Origin of the sequence: Stenotrophomonas sp. ZAC14A_NAIMI4_1, from assembly GCF_003086915.1 — a bacterium.
Taxonomy (GTDB): domain Bacteria; phylum Pseudomonadota; class Gammaproteobacteria; order Xanthomonadales; family Xanthomonadaceae; genus Stenotrophomonas.
In genome coordinates this window covers 3,795,260-3,814,795 of record NZ_CP026002.1, presented here as the reverse complement: position 1 = coordinate 3,814,795, position 19,536 = coordinate 3,795,260, and the positions used below count along the sequence as shown (strand labels likewise).

Annotated in this window: 15 protein-coding genes; 8 read left to right on the top strand and 7 right to left on the bottom strand. The window is 68.3% G+C overall.

Annotated elements, in window-relative coordinates; translation table 11 throughout:
- Positions 1-130 precede the first annotated feature (130 nt).
- From C1926_RS17425 to rlmJ, 4 genes are all read right to left on the bottom strand, one after another.
- Positions 131-646 carry a hypothetical protein gene (locus tag C1926_RS17425; RefSeq protein ID WP_108746258.1) on the bottom strand — a complete coding sequence of 172 codons (516 nt, stop codon included), beginning with the start codon at positions 644-646 and terminating at the stop codon, positions 131-133.
- Between the two features lie 85 nt (positions 647-731).
- A complete protein-coding gene (mfd, locus tag C1926_RS17420) occupies positions 732-4,196 on the bottom strand; it encodes a transcription-repair coupling factor (protein ID WP_108760059.1) in 3,465 nt (1,154 codons plus the stop codon).
- A gap of 121 nt (positions 4,197-4,317) precedes the next feature.
- A complete protein-coding gene (locus tag C1926_RS17415) occupies positions 4,318-4,863 on the bottom strand; it encodes a GNAT family N-acetyltransferase (protein ID WP_079221197.1) in 546 nt (181 codons plus the stop codon).
- A 128-nt stretch (positions 4,864-4,991) separates the two neighbouring features.
- Positions 4,992-5,849, bottom strand: coding sequence for a 23S rRNA (adenine(2030)-N(6))-methyltransferase RlmJ (rlmJ, locus tag C1926_RS17410; protein WP_079221198.1), 858 nt, complete (start codon positions 5,847-5,849; stop codon positions 4,992-4,994).
- Positions 5,850-5,884: 35 nt separating this feature from the next.
- Between rlmJ and creB the strand changes: the two genes are divergently transcribed.
- The 7 genes from creB (at position 5,885) to C1926_RS17375 (ending at position 13,642) form a co-directional block, all read left to right on the top strand.
- The gene (gene creB / locus C1926_RS17405) at positions 5,885-6,613 is read left to right on the top strand and encodes a two-component system response regulator CreB (protein ID WP_108760058.1); all 729 of its coding nucleotides are present in this window, start codon (positions 5,885-5,887) and stop codon (positions 6,611-6,613) included.
- 3 nt (positions 6,614-6,616) lie between these two features.
- Positions 6,617-8,077, top strand: a complete 1,461-nt coding sequence (gene creC, locus C1926_RS17400) for a two-component system sensor histidine kinase CreC (RefSeq protein ID WP_108760057.1) — start codon at positions 6,617-6,619, stop codon at positions 8,075-8,077.
- Between the two features lie 81 nt (positions 8,078-8,158).
- The gene (gene creD / locus C1926_RS17395; protein ID WP_108760056.1) at positions 8,159-9,478 is read left to right on the top strand and encodes a cell envelope integrity protein CreD; all 1,320 of its coding nucleotides are present in this window, start codon (positions 8,159-8,161) and stop codon (positions 9,476-9,478) included.
- A gap of 10 nt (positions 9,479-9,488) precedes the next feature.
- Positions 9,489-9,899 carry a hypothetical protein gene (locus tag C1926_RS17390; RefSeq protein WP_079221202.1) on the top strand — a complete coding sequence of 137 codons (411 nt, stop codon included), beginning with the start codon at positions 9,489-9,491 and terminating at the stop codon, positions 9,897-9,899.
- A gap of 163 nt (positions 9,900-10,062) precedes the next feature.
- Positions 10,063-11,619, top strand: a complete 1,557-nt coding sequence (locus C1926_RS17385) for a M20/M25/M40 family metallo-hydrolase (RefSeq protein WP_108760752.1) — start codon at positions 10,063-10,065, stop codon at positions 11,617-11,619.
- A gap of 93 nt (positions 11,620-11,712) precedes the next feature.
- Positions 11,713-13,116, top strand: a complete 1,404-nt coding sequence (gene gltX, locus C1926_RS17380) for a glutamate--tRNA ligase (protein WP_108760055.1) — start codon at positions 11,713-11,715, stop codon at positions 13,114-13,116.
- A 34-nt stretch (positions 13,117-13,150) separates the two neighbouring features.
- Entirely contained in the window at positions 13,151-13,642 is a 492-nt protein-coding gene (locus C1926_RS17375; RefSeq protein WP_108760054.1) for a Fur family transcriptional regulator, read from the top strand.
- 111 nt (positions 13,643-13,753) lie between these two features.
- Here C1926_RS17375 and C1926_RS17370 read toward each other — a convergent pair whose 3' ends face one another.
- A complete protein-coding gene (locus tag C1926_RS17370) occupies positions 13,754-14,419 on the bottom strand; it encodes a hypothetical protein (RefSeq protein WP_108760053.1) in 666 nt (221 codons plus the stop codon).
- Between the two features lie 654 nt (positions 14,420-15,073).
- Positions 15,074-15,562: a bacterioferritin gene (bfr, locus tag C1926_RS17360; protein ID WP_004151115.1), complete on the bottom strand. Its 489-nt coding sequence runs from the start codon at positions 15,560-15,562 to the stop codon at positions 15,074-15,076.
- A gap of 124 nt (positions 15,563-15,686) precedes the next feature.
- Here bfr and C1926_RS17355 point away from each other — a divergent pair, with 124 nt between their 5' ends.
- Positions 15,687-18,017, top strand: coding sequence for a penicillin acylase family protein (locus C1926_RS17355; protein ID WP_108760051.1), 2,331 nt, complete (start codon positions 15,687-15,689; stop codon positions 18,015-18,017).
- 72 nt (positions 18,018-18,089) lie between these two features.
- Here C1926_RS17355 and C1926_RS17350 read toward each other — a convergent pair whose 3' ends face one another.
- Entirely contained in the window at positions 18,090-19,478 is a 1,389-nt protein-coding gene (locus C1926_RS17350) for a cation:proton antiporter (RefSeq protein ID WP_108760050.1), read from the bottom strand.
- Positions 19,479-19,536 lie beyond the last annotated feature (58 nt).

Genomic DNA, 19,536 nt, shown 5'->3' with positions numbered 1-19,536 from the left:
CCTTGGCATGCAGAAACAACAAGGCCCGCATCTGCGGGCCCGGATGGGGTGGGGGGCGCATAGGGTAGCGCGCGTGGCACGTCGTGCAGGGCCACGCGCGTACCGTGGGCTACGGCATGCGGTGCTGTGTTCAGCCGCTGGTCTGCAGGGTCACGCGGTTGGCCTTGGCGAACGCGTCCTGCGCATCGCTCAGCACCTGCATGTCCTTGTCCATCTTCGTCGTGGCCTGGTCCAGCTGTTCCAGCAGCGGTGCAACCTGTTCTTCGCTGTAACCATCGGGCAGAGCGGCGATCTGCTCCATCACCGCGAACATGGCAGCGGTACTCTGCACCGAGTCACGCAGGTTCTGGTGCAGCGGCTCAGCATCCTTGCCGTGGGGCAGCTGTTCGATGTGGGTCAGGCGGTTGGTGGCTTCCTGGTGCGCGTTCTTCAGGCCGAAGCGGTACTGCTCCAGGCTCTTGCCGTCCTGCAGGGCGGCATGGAACGCTTCGCCACGCGCGCCACTGGTCCACTGCTCGACGGTATGCACCATGCTGTTCCAGCTGGCGACGTTTTCCAGCAGATAGTCGCGATTGCTCATGCCGCTGTTGCAGGCGGCCAGCAGGCCCAGGCTGGTGGCCAGCAGAAGGGGGGCAAATCGATTCACGCAAACACTCCTTGTCTCGGGCGCAGGTTCGGTGGGTGCCAGCCCATCGCCCGCAACGGGCTGGCACCGGTGGTGCGCGGTGGCGTCAGCGCACCGCCAGGGTCAGCAGCAGCGCGCGGGCCGCGTTGAAGCGGTCTTCCGGCAACGGCAGCGGGTGCTTGATGCGCAGCTTGTCCGGCCCTTCCATTGCATACAGGTTGGGCTGCTTCTGGATCAGCTGGATCACCGCCATCGGGTCGATGTTCGGCTTGGATTCGAACACGATGCGGCCGCCGTTCTCGCCCAGGTCCAGTTTGCGGATACCCAGGGTATTGGCCTGCAGCTTCAGTTCGGCGATGGCGAACAGGTGCTTGGCCGGATCCGGCAGCAGGCCGAAGCGATCGATCATCTCCACCTGCAGCTCGCGCAGCGCATCGCTGTCACGTGCGCTGGAAATGCGCTTGTACAGGGTCAGTCGGGTGTGCACGTCCGGCAGGTAGTCTTCCGGAATGAGCGCCGGCACGTGCAGCTCCACCTCGGCGCCGCGCGCTTCCTCGCCGGCATCCAGGTCAGGCAGCTTGCCCTGCTTGATGCTGCGCACCGCGCGTTCCAGCAGCTCGGTGTAGAGGCTGAAGCCCACTTCGGCCATCTGTCCGCTCTGGTCCTCGCCCAGCAGTTCGCCGGCGCCGCGGATTTCCAGATCGTGGGTGGCCAGGGTGAAGCCGGCGCCCAGTTCGTCCATCGAGGCGATTGCTTCCAGGCGCTTTTCCGCGTCCGGGGTGATCGACCGACGGTCCGGCGCCACCAGGTAGGCGTACGCGCGGTGGTGCGAACGGCCGACGCGGCCGCGCAGCTGGTGCAGCTGGGCCAGGCCGAAGCGGTCGGCGCGGTTGATGATGATGGTGTTGGCGTTGGGGATGTCGATGCCCGACTCGATGATCGTGGTCGACAGCAGCACGTTGAAGCGCTGCTTCTGGAAATCCAGCATCACCTTTTCCAGCTCGCGCTCGGGCATCTGCCCATGGGCGATGCCGATGCGCGCTTCGGGTACCAGCTCGGACAGCTCGCGCTGCATGCGGCCGATGCTTTCCACGTCGTTGTGCAGGAAATACAGCTGGCCACCACGCGCAAGCTCGCGCTGGAACGCTTCGCGCAGCAGCGCGTTGTCCCACTGGGTGATGAAGGTCTGCACCGCCAGCCGGTTCGGCGGCGGGGTGGCGATGATCGACAGGTCGCGCAGGCCGGCCATGGCCATGTTCAAGGTACGCGGGATCGGCGTGGCGGTCAGCGTCAGCAGGTGCACGTTGGCGCGCAGCGCCTTCAGGGCTTCCTTCTGGCGCACGCCGAAACGCTGCTCCTCGTCGACGATGACCATGCCCAGGTCCTTGAACTTCACGTCCGGCTGCAGCAGGCGGTGGGTACCGACGATCACGTCGATGGTGCCGGCAGCGACCTTCTCCAGTTCGGCCTTGATTTCCTTGGTGCTCTTGAAGCGCGAGAGCACTTCCACCTTCAGCGGGTAATCGGCGAAGCGGTCGCGGAAATTACGGTAGTGCTGTTCGGCCAGCAGCGTGGTCGGCACCAGCACCGCCACCTGCTTGCCGGCACTGGCGGCGGCAAACGCCGCGCGCACGGCCACTTCGGTCTTGCCGAAACCGACGTCGCCGCAGACCACGCGGTCCATCGGCTGGCTGCTGGCCAGGTCGCGCAGGGTGGCGTCGATGGCGGCCAGCTGGTCCGGGGTTTCCTCGAACGGGAAGCCGGCCGCGAACGGTTCGTACATCGCGCGGTCCACCTGCAGCGCCAGGCCAGCACGCGCCTGGCGGCGGGCCTGGATCTCCAGCAGCTCGGCGGCCACGTCGCGCACCTTTTCGGCGGCCTTGCGCTTGGCCTTGGTCCACTGCTCGCCGCCCAGCGAATGCAGCGGCGCGGTTTCCGCCGATGCGCCGGAATAGCGGCTGATCAGGTGCAGCTGGGCCACCGGTACGTACAGGCGGTCGCCCTTGGCGTATTCGATTTCCAGGAACTCGCCGGGCATGCCGCCGACGTCCATCGCGATCAGGCCACGGTAGCGGCCGACGCCATGGTCTTCGTGCACGATCGGCGCGCCTTCGGTCAGCTCGCCCAGATCACGGATGATCGCTTCCGGCTCGCGGCCGGCACGGCGCGTGCGACGGGTGCTGCCGGCGCGCTCGGGGAACAGCTGGCGCTCGGTCAGTACCGCGATGCGCGGTTCGTCCAGCGCGAAGCCGTCTTCCAGCGGTGCCACCGTGATGGCAAAGCGCGCATCGCTGGCGAGGAAGCTGGGCAGGTCGGCCGCCACCGGCGGCTTCAGCTCGGCGGCCTGCAGCACTTCCAGCAGGGCTTCGCGGCGGCCCGGTGAATCGGCGGCGATCAGCACCCGGCCCGGGTAGTGGCCGAGGAAGGATTTCAGCGCATCGCCGGCGGGTGCCTCGCGCGCGGCCACCGGCAGCGGCGGCAGCGGCTGGTCGCCCAGCGCATGCGCATCGGCAATGCGTGCATGCTCAGGCGCCCACACCTCGATGCGCGCGGCATCGTTCAAGCGCTCGCGCAGCAGTTCCGGCGACAGGTACAGCGACGACGGCGGCAGCAGCGGCCGTTCCACATCGTGGCGGCGCTGCTCGTAACGGTCACCGGTCTGCGCCCAGAAGGCGACCGCTGCTTCGTCCGCACCGGTGCACACCACCGGCAGGCTGCCGGCGGGCAGGTAGTCGAACAGGGTGGCGGTGCGGTCGAAGAACAGCGGCAGGTAGTACTCGATGCCAGCCGGGGCCAGCCCGGATTTCAGGTCCTGGTACAGCGAGCTGCGCCGGGTATCGACATCGAAGCGCTCGCGCAGCGTGCCCAGCACGCGGGCGATGCTGGCATCGTCCATCGGCACTTCGCGGCCCGGCAGCATGTGCACCGACTCGACCTTGTCCAGCGAGCGCTGGCTTTCCGGGTCGAAGGCGCGGATCGAGTCGATGTCCTCGTCCAGCAGCTCGACCCGCAGCGGCTCGTCGGCGCCCATCGGGAACACATCGAGCAGGCCGCCACGCACGGCGAAGTCGCCCGGGTCCATCACCTGCGGCACGTTGCGGTAGCCGGCGCTTTCCAGGCGGCGCTTCTCGGCCTCCAGGTCCAGGCGCTGGCCGACCTTCAGGTCGAAGCTGCCACCGATGACGTAGCTGCGCGGGGCCAGCTGCTGCAGCACCGTCTGTACCGGCACCACCACCAGGCCACGCTTCAGCGTGGGCAGGCGGTGCAGTGCAGCCAGGCGCTGGGAAATGATGTCCGGGTGCGGGCTGAAGCGGTCGTAGGGCAGCGTTTCCCAATCCGGGAAAGCGACCACCGGCAGGTCCGGATCGGTGCCGATCAGGGTCTGCAGGTCGGCTTCGAGCTGGTTGGCGCCGTGGTTGTCACGGGCGATCACCAGCAGCGGCGCGTCATGCGCGCGCGCCGCCTGGACCAGGTACCAGGCCAGGGCGGTCGGCGAAGCGGGGGCGCGCCACCAGGCGCGGAGCTGGCCGGCGCGCGGCAGCGGCGGGGCGGGGTATGAGGTACGCGACATGGACCGCCGATCTTAGCAGAAGGCGGTGTCGCTACCGTGTGCGCAACTTCCGGTAGCGCCGGGCCATGCCCGGCGGATGCCACATCACCGCTGCGCTCGCCGGGCGTGGCCCGGCGCTACCTTAATTGTCCAGTTCCAGCACCATGCGGACCAGGCCGTCGGCGCCGTTGGGGTGCGGTACCGGTTTGAAGCCCAGCGAGGCCGCCAGCTGCTTCATCGGCTCGTTCTCGGCTGCCACGTCGCCATACAGGCGGTCCAGGTACTTGCCGCGGCCCCACTTCACCAGCTTGCGCATCAGCTGCCGGCCCAGGCCCTGGCCGATCAGGAAGCGGCTGATCAGGATCGCGTATTCGGCCTCACGGGTGCCGGGGATGATCGAGGCGCGCGCCACCGCACCCACGACCGCCTCACCGGCGGGCAGCGACTCGGCGGCCACCAGGGTGATTTCGGTCTTGGGGTTGGGATGGGTCAGGCGCTGGGTGGTGTCCGGCGAAAGCTCGGTCACCGACTGCAGGAAACGGTCACGGATTTCTTCCGGCCCGAAGAGGCTGAAGGCGGCCTGCAGCGGCGCGCCGTCTTCCGGGCGGATGGGGCGGATCAGCAGCTCGTGGCCGCTGGGAGCCTTGAAGATCTCATGCCAGGGCGGCATGCGGTTGCGAGTGGCCATACCGGGTGATTCCTTGGTGGTCCATCGATTGTGGCATCACCGGGGCTGCATTCCGTGAACGAAAGGCTCACGTGCGTACAGCCTCGTGAAGACGGCAGATCGTCGCTTGATCGTCGCTTGCGCGTGGGCTATTCGGGCGCCTTCAGCCAATCCAGGCGGGTCGTGGCACCCGGCTCGCCCAGGTGCTGGCGCAGCGCCGGCAGGGCCGGGCCGACCACCCGGTCGAACTGCCAGGGGGCATTGAGCAGCAGCATGCCGCTGCCGTTGAGGCGCAGCGGGGAATCGTCCGGACGCACCAGGAACTCGATGGTCATGGCCGATTTCACCGGCAGGGCGGCAGCCTTGCGCAGGAAATGCAGGATGGTGCGGCGCTGCTTGATCGGGAACCAGACCGCACAGGTCGCCTGCGGCCAGCGCGCCAGGGTCTCGGCCAGGGCGGCCAGGATGGCCTGGTACTCGGCATCCTGCGCTTCATACGGCGGGTCGATCAGGACCAGGCCACGGCCGATCTTGGTGCCGTTGGCCTTCGGCGGCAGCTGCGAGCGCAGCAGGGCATAGCCATCGCCGGGGTGCACGCCGACGCGGCTGTCGTGGGCGAACAGCGCCTTCAGCGAGGCCGCCTCGTCTTCCTGCAGCTCGCAGACGGCCATCCGGTCCTGCGCGCGCATGGCCTGGGCGCTCAGCAGCGGCGAACCGGGGTAGGTGATCATCGCGCCCACCGGGTTGTCGGCCTGCACGGCCTTCAGGTAGCGCTCGACCACCTCCGGCAGCTTGGGCTGGGCCATCAGCCGCATGATCCCGTCTTCGGCCTCCAGGGTCTTGCGGCCCTCTACGCTGGCCAGCAGGTAGCGGCCGGCACCGCCATGGGTGTCGAGCACGAAGAACGGGCTGTCCTTGCGCTTGAAGCTGTCGATCAGGGCCAGCTGCACGATGTGCTTGAGGACATCGGCATGGTTGCCGGCATGGAAGGCGTGGCGATAGTTCATGGGCGGCAGTGTACGGGGCGGCGGCCGCAGCGGCTATGCTGCGCGCCATGACACACCCTGTTGCCCAGGTCCTGGTGGTCGAGGACGAAGCCGCCATCGCCGAAACCGTGCTGTACGCCCTGCGCAGCGAAGGCTACGCGGCCAGCCACTGCCTGCTGGGTGGCGAAGCCCTGCAGCGCCTTCAGGAGGGCGATGTGGACGTGGTGGTGCTGGACGTGGGCCTGCCCGACCTCAGCGGCTTCGAGGTCTGCCGCCGCCTGCGCGCCCTGCCGGGGCCGCAGGCGCAGGTCCCGGTGATCTTCCTGACCGCCCGCAACGATGAACTGGACCGCGTGCTGGGCCTGGAGCTGGGGGCCGACGACTACATGGCCAAGCCCTTTTCGCCGCGCGAGCTGGTGGCCCGGGTGCGCGCCCGCCTGCGCCGCGTGCCACCCGCCGCCCCGGCCGCCGCGGTGGTCGAGCCCGGCTGGCGCGAACACGGGGCCTTCGCCATCGACCGCGAGGGCCGGCGCATCCGCTACCAGGGCCATGCGCTGGACCTGACCCGCTACGAATACGCCCTGCTGGAGGCGCTGCTGCAGCGCCCCGGGGCCATTCTCAGCCGCGCGCAGCTGATGGACCGCGGCTGGGACAGCAGTGCCGACAGTGCCGACCGCACCGTTGATACCCACGTCAAGACGCTGCGCGCCAAGCTGCGCGCCGCGGGGGCCAGCGACGACCCGATCCGCACCCACCGTGGCCTGGGCTACGCGCTGGAGACCTGAGCCATGCGTCTGGTACTGAAGCTGTTCCTGGGCTTCTTCCTGATCACCGGCATCGCCGCGTTCTTCGTGATGCGGGTGTTCGTCAACGAGGTGAAGCCGGGTGTGCGCCAGGCGATGGAATCGACCCTGGTCGATGCGGCCAACGTGCTCGCCGAAATGGCCGCCGCCGACGTCAAGGCCGGCACGATCGGCAGCGGCAGCTTCACCCGCAACCTGGCCAAGGCCCGCCAGCGCGACCTGAAGGCGATGGTCTGGCGCTTCCCGAAGCGCTCGCTGGATTACCGGGTGACGATCACCGATGCGCGCGGCATCGTCATCTACGATTCGCTGGGCCGCGACATGGGCCGCGACAATTCGCGCTGGAATGATGTCTACCGCACGCTGCGCGGCGAGTACGGCGCGCGCTCCAGCCCGGAGATCGCCGGCAGCGAGGGCGACACGGTGATGCACGTGGCCGCGCCGGTCTACGACCCTGCCGATGGCCACACCCTCATCGGCGTGCTCAGCCTGGCCCAGCCCAACCGCAGCATCGATCCGTTCATCGCGGCCAGCCAGCGCGCCATCATGGAGCGCGGGGCGTGGCTGATCGGTCTGTCCGCGCTGGTGGGCGTACTGGTGACGATGTGGCTGACCACCGGCCTGGGCCAGCTCAGCCGTTATGCACGCGCGGTCACCGCCGGTGAGCCGGTGCCGCCGCCACGGCGCCGCCGCGACGAGATCGGCGATCTCGGACAAGCCCTGGAAACCATGCGCCGCAAGCTGGAAGGCAAGGCCTACGTCGAGCAGTACGTGCAGTCGCTGACGCACGAGATGAAGAGCCCGCTGGCCGCCATCCGCGGTGCCGCCGAACTGCTGCAGGAACCGATGCCCGATGCCGACCGCGCGCACTTCGCGCGCAGCATCGTCGACCAGCAGGAGCGGCTGACCGAAACCATCGACAAGCTGCTGGCGCTGGCCGAGGTCGAACAGCACGGCTGGCTGCAGACCCGCGATCCGATCGCGCTGGGCGCGCTGCTGGATGATGCCGCCGCTGCCGCCCAGGTGCGCGCACGGGCAGCCGGTGTGGAGGTGCGCATCGGCGCGGTGCCGGACCTGCGCGTGCACGGCGATGCCTATCTGCTGCGGCAGGCGCTGCACAACCTGATCGACAACGCGGTGGCATTCTCGGCGGCCGGCAGCGTGGTCGAACTGGAGGCGGTTGCCGATGGCCAGGGCGTGCGCCTGCAGGTCGCTGACCGTGGCGCGGGCGTACCCGAATACGCGCGCGAACGGGTGTTCGAGCGCTTCTATTCGCTGGCCCGCCCGGGCAGTGGCCGGCGCAGCTCCGGCCTCGGCCTGCCGTTCGTGCAGGAAGTGGCCCGCCTGCACGATGGCCGCGCCAGCCTCGAGCCGAGGCCCTCGGGCGGGACCATGGCCAGCCTGTGGCTGCCACTGGGTGGGCCGGTGCAGCGCGCCCGCCGCTGACTTCACATCCGCTTCAAATTCGCCACAAACCCCGCTCACCGCCGCCGTCCATCCTGCAGTCCTCTCCAACGAGGATGGACGATGAAATCCCTGAAGATGCTGTTGCGGTTCGCCATCGTCGGCGGACTGATCCTGCTGCTGCTGATCCCGCTGACGATGATCCGCGGCGTCATCAACGAGCGCAGTGCGTACCGCGACGAAGCGTTCGCACGGGTGGCCGACAGCCGCGCCGGTGCGCAGCGCCTGGTGGGCCCGGTGCGGGTGGTGCCGTGGGTCGAGCGCCAGCACGTCGAGGTGGTGGACGCCAAGGGCAACAAGAAGACCGAGGTGCAGGTGACCGAAGGCCATTGGCTGCAGATGCCGGCCTCGCTGGACGTGGGTGGCGAGATGCTGCCCAGCCAGCGCGAAGTGGGCCTGTTCAAGGTGCCGGTGTACAGCTGGAACGGCCAGCTGAAGGCGACCTTCGCCGCCGACGACTACCCGGTGAAGCCCGGCCGCAGCTACGGCCAGCCGTACGTGGTGCTGGGCGTGTCCGATGCCCGCGGCCTGGTCGGCACGCCGGACCTGCGCGTGGACGGCAAGCCGGTGCGGCTGCTGCCCGGTGTCGGCGTAGCCAGCCAGGTGGGGCGTGGCCTGCATGCGCCGGTGGCCGGCTTCAGCGACAGCCAAGGCGGCACGCTGGCCGGCAGCAGCATTGAACTGCAGCTGCGCCTGGATGGCAGCCGCGCGCTGTCGGTGGTGCCGGTGGGCGATGACACGAAGATCGCGCTGCGCTCGCGCTGGCCGCACCCGTCCTTCAGCGGCGCCTTCCTGCCCAACGAGCGGCGCGTCGATGCACAGGGCTTCAACGCGCACTGGGCGGTGTCCTCGCTGGCCTCCGATGCACAGGCCCAGCTGCGTGCCGAGGGTGCAGTCGATTCACAGGCGGTGACCGTATCGCTGGTCGATCCGGTCGATGCCTACACCCAGGCCGACCGCGCTTCCAAGTACGGCATCCTGTTCGTGGTGCTCACCTTCGTCGGCTTCATCCTGTTCGAACTGATCAAGTCGCTGCGCATCCACCCGCTGCAGTACCTGATGGTCGGCCTGGCGCTGGCGATCTTCTTCCTGCTGCTGATCAGCCTGTCCGAGCACATCACCTTCTGGAAGGCGTACCTGGTATCGGCCGTGGCCTGCATCGGCCTGCAGGCGGTGTACCTGGCCCACGTGCTGGGCCACTGGAGGCGTGGCCTGGGCTTCGCCGCGATGCTGACGCTGTTGTACGGCGCGCTGTATGGCCTGCTGGTGTCGGAAAACAACGCGCTGCTGATGGGATCGCTGCTGCTGTTCGTGATCCTGGCACTGGCGATGTGGGTGACCCGCCGGGTCGACTGGTACGCGCTGGGCGCGGACCTGAAGTAAGGAGCACACCATGGGCTGGCGCCAGGGATTGCGGCAACGGGCACGTCAGGGCATACCGGCCCTGCTGGAAGTGGATGCACTGCTGCAGGCACATGGTGTGCTGGCGGCCCTGCCGGGGGCACGGATCGCCCCCGGCCTGGTCCGCTTCCAGCTGGCAGCGGTGACCTGCGAGGGATTGCAGCGCAAGGGGCTGGAATGGCTGGCCGGCGCGCGGCAGGGACGCGGCGCGCTGGGCGGGCGGGTGCCACGCTACCGGCCATGGAAGGCCGGCGCGGCGGCGCTGTCGGAGATCGGCATCGACGGACTGCCGGCAGACTGGCCGGCGCATGCGGCGGTGTATGGCTGCAGCAGCGTGGACCAGCGCCACTGGTTGCTGTTGTTGCCCGGGCGCGCGCAGCTGTGGCTGGGGTGGTGTGGGTGATCGACGCGCCCGTCCATGACCGATGGGACGGGGGCGCTGCGCCCCTGCTGGCTAGACTCGATGGGTTGACGATCGAGCCGAAGGGCAGGGGTGTGGCGTGTTGAAGTGGAACGGGCTGAAGTGGGGCGCGCTGAAGTGGGGTGTGCTGGCCACAGCGCTGGCGATGGGTGGCAATGCAATGGCGCAGCAGCGCGAACCGGTGGACCTGGACATGGTCAGCCGCATCCGCCAGGAGGCCTTCCACCGTTCGCAGGTGATGGATACCTTCAGCTACCTCACCGAGCGCATCGGCCCGCGCCTGACCAACTCGCCGGCGATGGGCCGCGCCAATGCGTGGACGCGCGGCAAGTTCAGCGAATGGAAGCTGGACAACGTGCATGACGAAGCGTTCGACGACTTCGGCCGTGGCTGGGAATTCACTTCGGCCAGCGTGGAAATGCTCGGCGACCGCGTGCAGCCGCTGCACGCCCTGCCCAAGGCGTGGACGCCCGGCACCCGCGGCCCGGTCGAGGGCGAGCTGGTGCACGTGGAGATCAAGAAGCTCGAGGACATCGAGCAGTACCGCGGCAAGCTGCGCGGCAAGATCCTTCTGCTGGGCGAGGCCCGCGAGTACAAGCGCGGTACCGAGCCGGATTCGCACCGGCACGACGCGACCTCGCTGGAAGGCCTGCAGGAATTCACCCTGCCCAAGGATGTGGCCTCCGAGCGGGCCAAGCGGGTGAAGGAATACAAGGAACGCCAGGAACTGGCCGCCAAGGTCAACGCCTTCTTCGTGGAAGAGGGCGCGCTGGCCGCGATCAGCATCAGCAGCTGGGACAACGGCATCATCCGTGTTGCCGGCGGCGGCTCGCGCAAGGCGGGCGAATCGGTGGGCATCCCGGAACTGGCGATGATCGCCGAGCACTTCAACCCGCTGGTGCGCGCGCTGGAGGCCAAGCAGCCGGTGCACCTGCGCGTGGACGTGGCCGCACGCTTCACCGATGAGGCCGACCAGCCGGGCTACAACACGCTGGCCGAGATCCGTGGCAGCAGCAAGCCCGATGAAGTGGTGATGATCGGCGCCCACCTGGATTCCTGGCACAGCGGCACCGGCGCCGCCGACAACGCCGCCGGCGTGGCGGTGATGATGGAAGCCATGCGGATCCTCAAGGCCACCGGCGCCAAGCCGAAGCGGACGATCCGCGTGGCCCTGTGGAGCGGCGAGGAACAGGGCCTGATCGGCTCGCAGGCCTATGTGGCCAAGCACTTCGGTCGTTTCCCGGAGCCCACCGACCCGGCACAGAAGGCGCTGCCGGCGTCGCTGCGCGACCCGACCGGTGCCCTGCAGAAGACCCGCGACTACGGCAAGTTCCAGGTCTACTTCAACATGGACAACGGCTCGGGCCGCTTCCGTGGCATCTACGCCCAGGAAAACCTGGCGGCGATGCCGATCTTCGAAGCCTGGCTGGCCCCGTTCCATGACGTCGGCGCGACCACCGTGGCCACCCGCAACACCGGCAGCACCGACCACATCAGCTTCGACCGCATCGGCCTGCCGGGCTTCCAGTTCATCCAGGACCGGCTGGACTACTTCACCAACGTCCACCACAGCCACCTGGACACCTGGGACCACGCCGAGCCGGACGACCTGAAGCAGGCTGCAGCCATCGTCGCTTCGTTCGCCTACAACGCGGCGATGCGCGAGCAGTCGTTCCCGCGCAAGGCTGAACCGCAGCCCTGAAAAACCGGGCGGGAGGGGCTGGCTGCGTCCGCCCCTCCTTGCCTTTCCGGGGCTGGTGGTAAAATCGGGGGATTCCCGTTCCCCGAGCCCTCCATGATCTGCCGCACCCGCTTCGCCCCCAGCCCCACCGGTTACCTGCACATCGGCGGTGCCCGCACCGCGCTGTACTGCTGGCTGGAGGCCCGCCACCGCGGCGGCGAGTTCGTGCTGCGCATCGAGGACACCGACCGTGAACGCAGCACCCAGGGCGCGATCGACGCGATCCTGGAGGCGATGGACTGGCTGGGCCTGGACTACGACGTCGGCCCGATCTACCAGACCGACCGCGTCGCCCGTTACCTGGAAGTGGCCGAACAGCTGGTGGCCGACGGCAAGGCGTACTACGCCTACGAAACCCGCGAAGAGCTGGACGCGATGCGCGAGGCCGCCATGGCCAAGCAGGAAAAGCCGCGCTACAACGGCGCCGCGCGCGAGCTGGGCCTGCCGCGCAAAGATGACCCGAACCGCGTCATCCGCTTCAAGAACCCGCTGGACGGCACCGTGGTGTTCGACGACCTGATCAAGGGCCGCATCGAGATCGCCAACAGCGAGCTGGATGACATGGTCATCTTCCGCCCGGACGGCTACCCCACCTACAACTTCGCGGTGGTGGTGGACGACTGGGACATGGGCATCAGCGAGGTCATCCGCGGCGACGACCACATCAACAACACCCCGCGCCAGATCAACCTGTACGAAGGCATCGGTGCGCCGGTGCCGAAGTTCGGCCACATGCCGATGATCCTGGACGAGCAGGGCGCCAAGCTGTCCAAGCGCACCGGCGCGGCCGACGTGATGCAGTACAAGGACGCCGGCTACCTGCCCGACGCGCTGCTGAGCTACCTGGCCCGCCTGGGCTGGTCGCACGGTGACCAGGAGCTGTTCAGCCGCCAGGAGCTGGTCGAGCTGTTCGACGTGACCAACTGCAATTCCAAGGCCTCGCGCCTGGACATGGCCAAGCTGGGCTGGGTCAACCAGCACTTCCTGAAGACCGAGGAGCCGGCCAGCATCGTGCCGCACCTGGTCTACCAGCTGGAAAAGCTGGGCCTGGACGTGGCCGCCGGCCCGGCCCCGGTGGACGTGGTGATCGCCCTGCGCGAGCGCGTGCAGACCCTGAAGGAAATGGCCGAGAAGGCCGTGGTCTGGTACCAGCCGCTGACCCAGTACGACGACGCGGCCGTGGCCAAGCACTTCAAGGCCGGCGCCGAACTGCCGCTGGGCAAGGCCCGCGAGCTGCTGGCCGCCCTGCCGGAATGGACCGCCGAAGCCGTGGGCGTGGCCCTGCACGACGCTGCCGCCGCCCTGGAAATGGGCATGGGCAAGGTCGCGCAGCCGCTGCGCGTGGCCATCACCGGCACCCAGGTCAGCCCTGACATTTCCCATACCGTGTACCTGGCTGGCCGCGAACAGGCCTTGAAACGCATCGATGTGGCCATTACCAAGGTAGCAACGGCCTGAGCCCTGCCGCCCAGACCTGAACCGGAGAACGCGCATGCCTGCCAAACCTGCTTCTGCCTGTACCGCCCCGCACCACCACGTCCACGACGCATCGGATTTCGTGGCGGTGGTGGAGCGTGTCTCGCGCGAGCGCGGCCTGCGCCTGACCCCGATCCGCGCCAACGTGCTCAAGCTGATCGCCGAGGCCGGCAAGCCGGTCAAGGCCTACGAGCTGCTGGAGTGGGTGCGCAACGGCAAGGGCGTGGGCGCCGACGCCCCGCCCACCGTGTACCGCGCGCTCGATTTCCTGATGGCCAATGGGTTCGTGCACAAGCTGGAATCGGTCAATGCCTTCGTGGCCTGCCACCATCCCAGCAGCGCGGCGCATTCGGTGCCGTTCCTGATCTGCAACAGCTGCCACAGCGCGGTGGAACTGGAAGACCGCGAAATCGTCACCCAGCTGGAAAAGCGCGCCAAGGAGCTGGGCTTCCAGCCGCAGGCGCAGACCCTGGAAGTGCACGGACTCTGCGCGCGCTGCGCCGCGTAACGGATCGTGATCCTGGGGTCAGAGCCCTTTTGCCAAGGCAAAAGGGATCTGATCCCGCATGAGGTCCGGGGTCGGATCCCTTTGCCCCAGGCAAAGGGCTCTGACCCCCTCTCACAGACGCTGCCGCAGTCGCTTCAGCACGGGCGTGCGCGCAGCAGCCAGCTCGTCGTCCTCCAGCGCCAGCGATTGCACCCAGACCAGCGCCTCGGGCATGCAGGCACCGCGTGCGGCATACAGCGCCAGGCTCCGGCCCCGCGTTGATGGCGCCTGTTGCCACGCCCGTTGCACCAGGCGCAGCAGCGCCTGCTGCATTGCCACTGGCACCACAACGCACTTTTCGAACGACAGCAGCGAGTTCAGCGCGGCCAGCGCCCGCGACGGCGGCGACTGCGGATCGTCCTGGCTGAAGTCGGCCCGTTCGCAGAACGCCAGCAGTGCCGCCACCGACGCCTCGCTGCGCACGTCCTCCAGCACGCTGATCGCATAGGTCACCAGGCGCGGGTCCGACAGCAGCGGCAGCAGCCCTGCAACGCCCTGGTGGCCGAATGCCGCACACGCCTGCGCCCACGGTGCCATCGGTGCGAAGTGCGTGCCATCGGCGTTGTACTGGAATTTCTTTCGCCATCGGTACAGCGCACACAGCCGCTCGATCTCGGCCGCGCCCTCGGCACCGTGCTCCAGCACGAAGCGGATCAGGTCCTCCACTTCCACGTTGCCGCCATGCTCCAGCGGCGCAGGGCCCTTGGCCGCCTTTTTGGCCAGCGCGTTGAATTTCATGTCTGTTGCCTGTTCCTGGCGTAGAGCAGTCGAGCATGGCTCGACTCTACAAATAAAGCGGAGCCGCAGCCCCCGCTTTAGATTTTATTCCTTTGAATCACGTGGCTGACGCGCACGGAAAATGTCCGTGGCCGGGTGGGTGGGCTGCGCAGGGGCGTGAGCCGCATGGATGCGGCGACCGAGCTTACAGGGATGTACTTGCAGCGTCCCCTGCGCAGCCCACCCACCCGGCCCAACCAGCAAACCCCAACCGCAACGATCGGCCACGAGGGGCTCCGCCGTTCGCCGCCCACGGCGAAGCCGCGCTTCTCGGCAGCAAGGCAGTCGACTAACTGTGATCTCTCTGTACGTTGTTCATCCGGGACATCTTTGGAAAATGGTGGTTACCACACCGTTCCAGCCCCCAAAGAGCCCGGATGAACAATCATAAAAATGCCCGTTTGACGCCCTTTAGTCGAGCGCTTCTGGTCCGCCGTATCCTCACCAGAAGCGCTCGACTAAAGGGCGTCAAACGGGCATTTTTATGATTGTTCATCCGGGCTCTTTGGGGGCTGGAACGGTGTGGTAACCACCATTTTCCAAAGATGTCCCGGATGAACAACGTACAGAGAGATCACAACTAACAGTCGGCTCTACCAAGAAGCGCGGCGCCGGTCAGTGCGCCGGGGCGCCGTTGCCGTCGATCTTGCTCAGCTGGTACAGCTCCAGGCCGATGCGCTTGATCAGGCCCAGCTGCTGCTCCAGCCACCAGGCGTGGTCTTCCTCGGTGTCCTTCAACTGCGCCAGCAGCATGTCGCGGCTCACGTAGTCGCCCTTCTCCTCGCACAGCTTCATGCCGGCGGCGAGATTGTTCCGAACGGCGTATTCAGTATCGAGATCCTTCTGCAGCATCTCTTCCACCGTCTTGCCCGGCTCGGTGGCATGCGGGCGCATGTCCGGGTCGCCGCCCAGGAACAGGATGCGGCGCAGCAGCGCGTCGGCGTGCTGGGTTTCTTCTTCCATCTCGTGGTTCAGGCGTTCGTACAGCGCGAACAGGCCCTGGTCCTCGTAGCGGCGGGAATGGATGAAGTACTGGTCACGGGCAGCAAGCTCGCCGCGCAGCAGTTCCTTCAGGCAGGCGATGACGTCCGGGTTGCCTTTCATGGGGGTGCTCCTGTGGATCGATGCGGCATAGGGTGCCGCATTTCAAAATACGGTGATCTAATCGGAATCAGTCGCAGTTGCGCCTGCGGCTACAATCCCCCCTCGAGTGCCGGAAGGACCTGCAATGCGACGTACCTGGCGTTGGATACTGGCAGTGCTCATCGCCATCGTGCTGGTCACCGCACTGGTCCTGTGGCTGCTGCTGCGCGGCAGCCTGGCCGAGCTGGAAGGCGAACAGGCCCTGCCCGGGCTGGCCGCGCCGGTCAGCGTCGAGCGTGACGCGCTGGGCGTGGTCACCATCACCGCCGGCAGCCAGGCCGATGCCATGCGCGCCCTCGGCCACGTGCATGCGCAGGAACGCTATTTCGAAATGGACCTGATGCGCCGCAGTGCCGCAGGTGAACTGTCGGCCCTGTTCGGGCCGGTAGCCATCGACGCCGACAAGCGCATGCGCGTGCACCGGCTGCGCGCACGCACCGAGGCGCATCTGGACGAGGCACTGGGCGCCAACCCGCAGGCCGTGCGCGCCTACGTGGACGGTGTCAACGCAGGCCTGGCCGATCTGTCGGTGCGGCCCTGGGCCTACCTGCTGCTGCGGCAGTCGCCCGCGCCCTGGCAGGCCAGCGACAGCGTGCTGGCCGGGCTGGCCATGTATGCCGACCTGCAGGACCCGGACAACCAGAACGAACTGGCGCTGGCGCGCATCCGCGATGTGGTGCCGCCGGCCCTGCACGCACTGCTGGCCCATGATGGCAGTAGCTGGGACGCGCCGCTGCAGGGCGAGCCGCGCGGCGATGCGCAGCTGCCCGATGCCGCGCAGCTGGACCTGCGCTCGCTGGCCGCCGCACCCGCGGCGCCTGCCGCCGAGGCCGATGCGGTCGGCAGCAACAACTTCGCCGTGGCCGGTGCGCTCACCGCCGATGGCCGCGCCATCATTGCCGACGACATGCACCTGGCCCTGCGCGCACCCAGCCTGTGGTTCCGCGTACGCCTGCGCTACCCGGACCCGAAGGCACCCGGCGGCCAGGTCGACGTCAGTGGCTTCTCGCTGCCCGGCGTACCGGCGGTCATCGTGGGCAGCAACGGGCATGTCGCCTGGGGCTTCACCAACAGCTACATCGACACCGCCGACTTCCGCCGCGAACCGGCCAATGCGGCGGTGACGGTGCACGAAGAACGCATTGCGGTAGCAGGCCAGGGCGAAGTCGTGTTGCCGGTGCGCGAAACCGCCTGGGGGCCGATCCTGCACACCCATGCCGACGGCAGCGGCGATGCCCTGCGCTGGGTCGCCCACCTGCCCGGCGCGGTGCGCATGGATTTCGCGGACATGGCCCGCGCCGGCGACCTCGACCAGGCACTGGCAACGGCCGACCACGCGGGCATTCCCGCGCAGAACCTGGTGATCGGCGACCGCAGCGGGCGCATCGCCTGGCGGCTGGTCGGTGCGCGCCCGGACCGTGGCCCCGGCTGCGTGCCGCAGGGCTTCAACACCGCGCAGAACAGCACGGACTGCGCGCCGTGGCCGATCCGCAGCGATGCCGCACCGGCCCTGGTCGATCCACCGGGGCAACGCCTGTGGACCGCCAACAGCCGCGTGGTCGACGATGCCACCCTGGCCGTGGTCGGCAATGCCGGCTATGACCTGGGCGCGCGCGGCCAGCAGATCCGCAACCTGCTGGCCACCCAGGACCGCTTCGACGAGCACGACCTGCTGGCGATCCAGCTGGACGACCGTGCGGTGTTCCTGCAGCGATGGTGGGTGCTGCTGCACGAAACCGCCGAGCACAGCGACGACCCGTCATTGAAGCGCCTGGCTGCCGCCAGCGAACACTGGGACGTGCGCGCCTCGGCCAATTCAACCAGCTACCGGATCGTGCGCGGTTTCCGCGGCGACGTGCTGGATGCCATCGAGAGCGCGCTGCTGGCACCTGCCAAGGCCAGGCTGGGCGACGACTACCTGCCGCCGCGGCTTGCGCAGCTGGAAGGCGTGGTCTGGCCGATGCTGGAACAGCGCCCGGCCAACCTGCTGCCGCCGGGCGTGGACAGCTGGGACGCGCTGCTGGCCAAGGCCGCGCGCACGCTCGAAGCCGACCTTGAGAAGCAGGGGCCGCTGCAGCAGCGCACTTGGGGCGAGCGCAATGTCGCCGACATCTGCCACCCCGTCTCGCGTGCCCTGCCCGCCTTCACCCGTCGCTGGCTGTGCATGCCCGCCGATCAGCTGCCCGGTGACCGCGACATGCCGCGCGTGCAGGGGCCGAGCTTCGGCGCTTCTCAGCGCATGGTGGTCTCGCCGGGCCACGAAGCCGACGGCATCGTGCACATGCCCGGCGGCCAGAGTGGCCACCCGCTGTCGCCCTATTGGGCCGCCGGCCACGAAGACTGGGTGCATGGCCGCCCCACCCCGTTCCTGCCGGGACCGGCGCAGCACGTGATGAAGCTGGTCCCCGCGCGGTAAATGTAGAGCCGAGCCCATGCTCGGCTGCCTTGGCGCGAAGCCGAGCATGGGCTCGGCTCTACAGCAAACAGATCAGGCCTTGCGGCGCTCGATCAGGTTCAACAGCGGGCCGGTCATCGCCGTGGTCACCAGGGCCATGATCACCAGCACCGCGAACAGGCGGTCGCCGAGCAGGCCCAGCTCATAGCCCAGGTTGAGCACGATCAGCTCCATCAGGCCACGGGTGTTCATCAACGCCCCCAGGCGCCAGGCCTCGCGGTTCTCCATGCCGGTGCTGCGCGCGGCACTCCAGGTGCCCAGCAGCTTGCCAGCGGTCGCCACCACGATCACCACCGCGCACAGCAGCAGATCGCTGGTCTGCAACGCATCGGCGCGCATGCGCAGGCCGGTCATGGCGAAGAACAGCGGCAACAGCAGGGTCGCGGCGAAGGGTTCGACCCTGGCCACCAGCAGGTCGCGCAGCTGCGTGTTGGAGGACACCGCCACGCCGGCTGCGAACGCGCCGAACAGCGCGTGGATGCCCAGCACCTCGGTGACCAGCGCACTGGCCAGTGACAGCAGAAGGATGCCCAGCAGCCAGCGGCCCTCACGGCCCGGCGCGATCTGCTGGCGGAAAAACCACGGCTTGACCGCGCCCAGCATCAGCGCGATGAACAACACCACGCAGACCAGGTTGATGCTGGCCGACAGCCAGCCGGTGGCCTGTGCAGCGGCGACGATCAGCGCCAGCATGCACCACGCCGTGGCATCGCCCAGCGCCGCACAGGCGATGGACGTCTGCCCCAGCGGCGTCTGCGTGATGCCGCGGTCGGCGAGGATGCGCAGCAGCACCGGGAAGGCGGTGATGCTCATGGAAATGCCGACGAACAGCGCAAAGGCCGTGAAGCCGACGCCCTGCGGTCCATGTTCGGGATAGAGCCAGATGGCCAGCCCCACGCCCAGCACGAACGGCAGGGCGATGCCTGCATGGCTGACAGTGAAGGCGAATTTGCGGCGGCCGCGCAGCGCGCCGAGGTCGAGTTCGGCACCCGCCACCAGCAGGAACATCAGCACGCCCAGCTGGCTGAGCATGCCCAGCGGCCCCAGCGACGCAGCCGGGAACAAGGCACCATGCAGCTGTGGCAGCAGGCTGCCCAGCACCAACGGGCCCATCATCAGGCCGGCCGCCATTTCGCCGATCACCGCCGGCTGGCCGAAATACTTCAGCAGCGCGCCCGCGCCCTTGGCCACCAGCAGCAGCACCAGCAGCTGCAGCAGGAACAGGCCCAGCGGCGAGGACAGGTGGTGGGCCCAGTCGCTGCCGACCACGGCTTCGGCCTTGGCTGCAACCGACGGCACGCCCGGCCCGGCATAACGCGCAAGCGCCAGGCCGATCGCCAGCGGAACCCCGGCCCAGGCCAGGTAGCGCCACCCCCACTTCGTCGGCGGCACGCTGCCCCCGGTCTGTACGTCCATGAACATTCCCCAATGTGCAGGGGGCCGATGATACGTCCTTCCTTCGCGCGCCCGCCGGGCATGG

Coding starts and splice junctions, on each gene's coding strand:
- bfr (WP_004151115.1), bottom strand. CDS start 15,562: ATGAAAGGCAACCCGGACGTCATCGCCTGCCTGAAGGAACTGCTGCGC.
- C1926_RS17355 (WP_108760051.1), top strand. CDS start 15,687: ATGCGACGTACCTGGCGTTGGATACTGGCAGTGCTCATCGCCATCGTG.
- C1926_RS17370 (WP_108760053.1), bottom strand. CDS start 14,419: ATGAAATTCAACGCGCTGGCCAAAAAGGCGGCCAAGGGCCCTGCGCCG.
- C1926_RS17415 (WP_079221197.1), bottom strand. CDS start 4,863: ATGGCCACTCGCAACCGCATGCCGCCCTGGCATGAGATCTTCAAGGCT.
- C1926_RS17375 (WP_108760054.1), top strand. CDS start 13,151: ATGCCTGCCAAACCTGCTTCTGCCTGTACCGCCCCGCACCACCACGTC.
- gltX (WP_108760055.1), top strand. CDS start 11,713: ATGATCTGCCGCACCCGCTTCGCCCCCAGCCCCACCGGTTACCTGCAC.
- mfd (WP_108760059.1), bottom strand. CDS start 4,196: ATGTCGCGTACCTCATACCCCGCCCCGCCGCTGCCGCGCGCCGGCCAG.
- creB (WP_108760058.1), top strand. CDS start 5,885: ATGCTGCGCGCCATGACACACCCTGTTGCCCAGGTCCTGGTGGTCGAG.
- C1926_RS17350 (WP_108760050.1), bottom strand. CDS start 19,478: ATGTTCATGGACGTACAGACCGGGGGCAGCGTGCCGCCGACGAAGTGG.
- creC (WP_108760057.1), top strand. CDS start 6,617: ATGCGTCTGGTACTGAAGCTGTTCCTGGGCTTCTTCCTGATCACCGGC.
- creD (WP_108760056.1), top strand. CDS start 8,159: ATGAAATCCCTGAAGATGCTGTTGCGGTTCGCCATCGTCGGCGGACTG.
- rlmJ (WP_079221198.1), bottom strand. CDS start 5,849: ATGAACTATCGCCACGCCTTCCATGCCGGCAACCATGCCGATGTCCTC.
- C1926_RS17390 (WP_079221202.1), top strand. CDS start 9,489: ATGGGCTGGCGCCAGGGATTGCGGCAACGGGCACGTCAGGGCATACCG.
- C1926_RS17385 (WP_108760752.1), top strand. CDS start 10,063: ATGGGTGGCAATGCAATGGCGCAGCAGCGCGAACCGGTGGACCTGGAC.